The 4,968-nt window shown below is 67.2% G+C and carries 4 protein-coding genes; 2 read left to right on the top strand and 2 right to left on the bottom strand.

Going from position 1 to position 4,968, the window contains the following annotated elements; all coding sequences use genetic code 11:
• Positions 1-725: 725 nt before the first annotated feature.
• Positions 726-1,322 carry a TerD family protein gene (locus MJ785_RS09725; protein ID WP_239309222.1) on the top strand — a complete coding sequence of 199 codons (597 nt, stop codon included), beginning with the start codon at positions 726-728 and terminating at the stop codon, positions 1,320-1,322.
• Between the two features lie 185 nt (positions 1,323-1,507).
• Here the strand turns inward: MJ785_RS09725 and MJ785_RS09720 are convergent, their stop codons facing one another.
• Positions 1,508-2,239, bottom strand: a complete 732-nt coding sequence (locus tag MJ785_RS09720) for a DedA family protein (RefSeq protein WP_239380523.1) — start codon at positions 2,237-2,239, stop codon at positions 1,508-1,510.
• A 2-nt stretch (positions 2,240-2,241) separates the two neighbouring features.
• Positions 2,242-2,610 carry a hypothetical protein gene (locus MJ785_RS09715; protein WP_239380521.1) on the bottom strand — a complete coding sequence of 123 codons (369 nt, stop codon included), beginning with the start codon at positions 2,608-2,610 and terminating at the stop codon, positions 2,242-2,244.
• A gap of 219 nt (positions 2,611-2,829) precedes the next feature.
• Here MJ785_RS09715 and MJ785_RS09710 point away from each other — a divergent pair, with 219 nt between their 5' ends.
• Positions 2,830-4,383: a Na+/H+ antiporter gene (locus MJ785_RS09710; RefSeq protein WP_239380519.1), complete on the top strand. Its 1,554-nt coding sequence runs from the start codon at positions 2,830-2,832 to the stop codon at positions 4,381-4,383.
• The last annotated feature ends 585 nt before the right edge of the window (positions 4,384-4,968 follow it).

Genomic DNA, 4,968 nt, shown 5'->3' with positions numbered 1-4,968 from the left:
CCAGCTCCTCCCACGCGCGGCAACGTCCTGGACTCGACCGCGGGCTGCGGCGATGAAAAAAGCGACTGTGCTGCCATCTGAGTACTCCATCTCATCCAACTCATCCAAATTTCATGCCGGTTTAACAGAACGGCTTTTAGAGCGCCCGGCGTACAGGTACCACGCACGTGGTCATCTCCACGGCAAAGAAGCCAAGAACGACCCGCCAGCGGGACGGTGACGCCTGATTTTCCAGCGGTACCGTCCAGCGCGGGCCTCCGCCCGTCGCCGCTGGGGATGCTTCCATGCCAGCACAGCTCCATGCCAGCGTAGTTCCGCACCAACATAACCCGGCTCCAGCGCGGCCCTGCGCTTCCATCGGGTACTCCGCGAACCCTACCAGGCCCGACCCGGAAAGGTGCCTTTTCCGATCACGACCGGGTACAGCCGGATGCGGCGCCGCGCCGCGGACTCCGCCACTATCGAGAAAAGAAGCAGGGTGACCCGCCATGCCGAAAACGATATTATGGCTGTATCACCCCTTCGCGGACATATGATTTATATCACTCCGTATCATAACTTTTCGCCGTGCGTCATGACGATGCGGACCACAAGCCAGCTGTTCCGCAAAGAAGCGAATCCGTAGGATGCATGTCACGTTCCGGACACCCCCATGACCGCTCCCGACGCGGATAGTGATTCTGTTAACACGGGGACGGCGGACGCCGTTGGAAGGTGAGGAAGCTGTGGACATCGAGGGGCGTGGTAGCGCTGGTGTTGCCCTGCTTGCGAAGGGAGCCGGGCTCACCCACATCACGGTCGGCCTGGGCTGGGATCCGGATCTCACCGGCTCCACCGAGTTCGACCTGGACGCCAGTGCCATCGCGCTGACCGCGGACGGCCGGGCGGCATCGCGGGACTTCTTCGTCTACTTCAACAACCTCGCGAGCCCGCGGCATGAGATCGTCCACCGGGGTGACAACCTCACCGGCGCGGCGGAGGGCAACGGAACTGGCGATCCCGGGGATGACGAACAGATCGACATCCGGCTTGACCGGCTGTCCCACAGCATCACCCGGATCGTCTTCCCGGTGAGCATCTATCATGCCGAAGACCGGCAGCAGAGCTTCGGCGACGTCCGCAACGCCTACATCCGTGTTCTCGACGCGGAGAACGGCAACCAGATCGCCCGTTACGACCTGACCACCCAAGCGGCCACCGAAACCGCGATGCTGTTCGGGGAAGTCGCCCGCGAAGGCAACGGCTGGACGTTCCGAGCGCTCGGCGAGGGCCGGGTCACCGGCCTGACCGGCATCGCCCGCGAATACGGCCTCGACGTCTGACCCGGCGCCACCGGCCCAGCGCCATCTCCGCGCACCGGAGAAAACGGATTCCTCTCAATCCTGAAAAAGAACAAGCAAAGGACAAAAAGATAGACAAAGGACCGGAGTCCACAGGCACGGATCACGAAGGTCCACAGCCGCGATGGTCGGATAGTGGCGGGCCGGGCTCACCGCGAGCGGGCGGCTTATTCGCCGGTTTTGCTTTGGGGGGACGTACCAGGCTGGCTGTCGGTGGCCGGATCGTGTCGGCGGCGGTACAGGTGCAGGACGAGCAAGCCACCGACAAGCAGGGTGAGCAGGCCGGTGGAAACCCATCCGGCCGCCTTCTCGACGCTGGCGTAGGATGCGCCGGCAACATAGCCCAGCAGCGTGAATCCGACGCCCCAGACGATACCGCCGGCCGCGTTGAAAACGAGGAAGCGGCGGTAGGGCAGCTGGGACAGACCGGCCAGGCCGGGCATGACCGCACGCAGGAAGGCGGTGAAACGACCGACGAAGACCGCCCGCCCCCCGCGGGCCCGGAGGTAGGCACGGGCGCGGTCGACAGCCGGGCGGCGATGCCGTAGCAGCGGCAACGCCAAGATCCGTTCACCAAAATGCCGGCCCACCTCATAGCCGACCGAGTCACCGATGATCGCCGCAACGACCACGACCACGGCCATACCGGGGAGGCTGACCACATGCTGGCTCGCCAGCACCCCACCGAGTACCACCGCGGTCTCACCGGGTAGCACGAATCCGACGAAAATCGCCGCCTCGCCGAAAGCGAAAGCGGCGACGATGGCGTATACGGCCGGTCCGGGCAGGATCAACAGGTGCTGGAGCAGGCTCGTGCCCGGCGTGGCGGTGACCGTGGCAGCCACGCTGGAGACGAACACGGCGGCCATGGTAACCGGATGCGCGGGTATCGCGGCCACGGCTACCGCGACCAGGCATGCATGGACCAGACATGCATGGCGAGGTCGAACATCCGGCCGATCTCACGGCTGGCGTCAACCGCGCGCACCGCGGCAATCAACCCGAGAACAGCCGGGATTGCCGCGGGCAGCCAGCGTGACAGTGGCGGCGGAGCAAACAGCGCGGCAAGCCGACGGGTCACCGCATGCTCGTGGAACGGCGACCTTTCGGGCGCGGCCGGGCCGAGCCCGATCCCGGTAGTGGCCAGAACGGCAGGCGCAAGCGCCACCGCGGCTGGCGTCACCAGACCATCACCTACCCGCAACTCCGCCAGGACCTCACCCTCGAACATGCCCAACGCCCGCCGACCGCCGGGCCACGCGACTCGCACCACCCTAACCGATGACATCTCGTCGTAGATTACGACAGCTTGTAGTAGAAATCCGAGGCGGCAACCCACGCCCTTCTCCTTCGCCGATCCAGACCGAGCAGGCTGCGGGCGAGAATTGATAAAGTAGGCCCACGGTGTGCCGGGAAGCCTGGTCGGCGCGGGGAATGAACTGCGGCGGCCCGCGGCAGTGACCCCGATCATGGGTCAGGGGTTCGGCGGATGCGCGCGGTGGGGACACTCCTGTTTCTTGTGGTGCTCGCCACCGCGGTGGCCACCGGGGCACGCCGCTGGCGGGTACCCGCCCCACCACTGCTGGTGCTGGCCGGGCTCGGGCTGGCATTTATACCGGGTGCTCCCACCCTGCGCATTGCCCCGCAGGTCATCGGCCTGGTCGTCCTGCCCCCGCTGCTGTATGCCTCCGCCGAAGAGCTGTCACTGCGCGACCTGCGCACGGTGTGGCGGCCCGTCACCGCGCTGGCGTCCGGTCTGGTGCTGGCCTCCGCGGCCGCCGTGGGCGCGTTGGTTGTCGTGCTCACGCCGCTGCCGGCCGCCATGGCGTTCGTGCTGGGCGCGGTACTGGCCAGCACCGACCCAGTCGCGGTCACCGCGCTCGGCCGCAGGCTCGCCCTCCCCGGCCGGGTGCAGGTGCTGGTGCAGGCGGAGAGCCTGTTCAACGACGCCACCTCGCTGGTGCTCTTCAAGGTCGCGGTCACCGTCGCGGTGGCCTCCGGCGCGGTCGGCTGGCAGGCGGCCAGCGGCCAGTTCTTCCTGCTCACAGGTGGCGGCAGCGCGGTCGGCGCGGCGGTCGCGGCCGTCGTCGCGATCATCCGCCGACACACCACCGACCCTGAGCTGGAGACCGTGATCGCGCTGGTCACCCCGTATTCCGCCTACGTGCTGGCCGAATCCGCGCACGCCTCGGGAATCACCGCCGTCGTGGTCGCGGGCGTGCTGTTGGGGCGCTCCCGGCAGCGGCTCAGTGACGCCCATATCCGGCTGCAACTGCACGCCGTGTACGCGGTGGTGGTGTTTCTGTTGGAAAGTGTGGTTTTCAGCATCATCGGTCTCGAACTGCCATCCCTGATCCGCGAGCTCCCGGCCGGAACCGGCCTGTGGCCGCTCCAGGCACTCGCTGTCGCCGCCGCTCTGATCATCCTGCGGGTATTGTGGATGCTCCCGTTGTCCGCGGCTGTCAGACCCACCGGAGGCCGCCCGTCTTGGCAGCTGGCGAGCGTGATGACCTGGGCCGGCACCCGGGGCGTGATGCCGCTGGCCGCGGCCCTGTCCATCCCGCTCAGCGCCACCGATGGCACCCCGCTGCCCGGACGCCCCCTGGTCCTGACCCTCACCACTGCCGTCGTCGTGTTCACCCTCGTCGTCCAGGGCCTGAGCCTGGCCCACGTTGTAGGCCGCTCCGGAGTCGCGCTCGAACCCGAGCACACCGCCCGGGAAGAAACCCGTGCCCGCAGCCTTCTGACCCATGCCGGGCTCATCCACCTCGACCACCTGACCAGGCTGGAGAGCATCCCGGAAGCGGCCGTCACCCGTATGCGCCGCAACCTCGACGCACGCCTGGAACAACCCGCTGAGTACAGCGACGATCAGTCGGGCAGAACCTCCCTCCAGGCATACCGCGAGCTGCACCGCGAGGTGCTCGTCGTGCAGAGCGTCGAGCTACGCCGTCTGTATGACGAGCACCAGATCAGCGACACGACACGGCGGCGCCTGCAACACGACCTGGACCTGGAGGAAGCTGCTCTGGGCCGGCGTTGAGAACCTGTTTTGGCCCATCGCTTCGGACCGCGGGTCGCGGCCAGATGGCTTCTGACAGGACGAGTTCTCAGAGGCTCCGGCAATAGGGCGTTCGATCAGGGAGCGGCGTCCGGGTGGATGGATCGCGAGGCGGCGGAGGGAGGCGCCCTGTGTTGGGCGTCGACCGACGAGCCGGGGTACCCGTGCATCGCACAGCGACGGACGGGGAGCGATGACGCGAGGCGCCGACCGGGCGGCGCGAGCCGGACAGTCCTATTGCCGGAGCCTCGTAGAGCGTGTTTGAGATCGTCATTCCGGCTCACCGCACCCAGGTGCCCCCTGGCCGCGGCTCACTGATCGAAGTAAGCATTCACCACCATAAGTGATCTTGCTGTGGGTAGCCATCGTGGGCATGGCTGCGGGCCGCGCAGGGTGGGCCGGTGCGGCGGGGTCGTTCGTGGCGGCCCGTCAGGTCGAAACGACGGCGGGCGGTGGCATCCAGGGGGCACCAAGAAACGCCAGACGCAGGGCACGTAGCGCTGACTCACCGTGCTTGCGGGCGGTGGAGACGTAAGAGGCGATCTTGAGCCGGGCTGCGGTGGCGAT

Source organism: Protofrankia sp. CiT1, from assembly GCF_917627335.1.
Classification (GTDB): domain Bacteria; phylum Actinomycetota; class Actinomycetes; order Frankiales; family Frankiaceae; genus Protofrankia.
This window is presented reverse-complemented; position numbering and strand designations above follow the sequence as displayed.

What these genes read in the sequence shown, in the direction of transcription:
- MJ785_RS09710 (WP_239380519.1), top strand. Translation starts at nt 2,830, where the DNA reads ATGCGCGCGGTGGGGACACTCCTGTTTCTTGTGGTGCTCGCCACCGCG.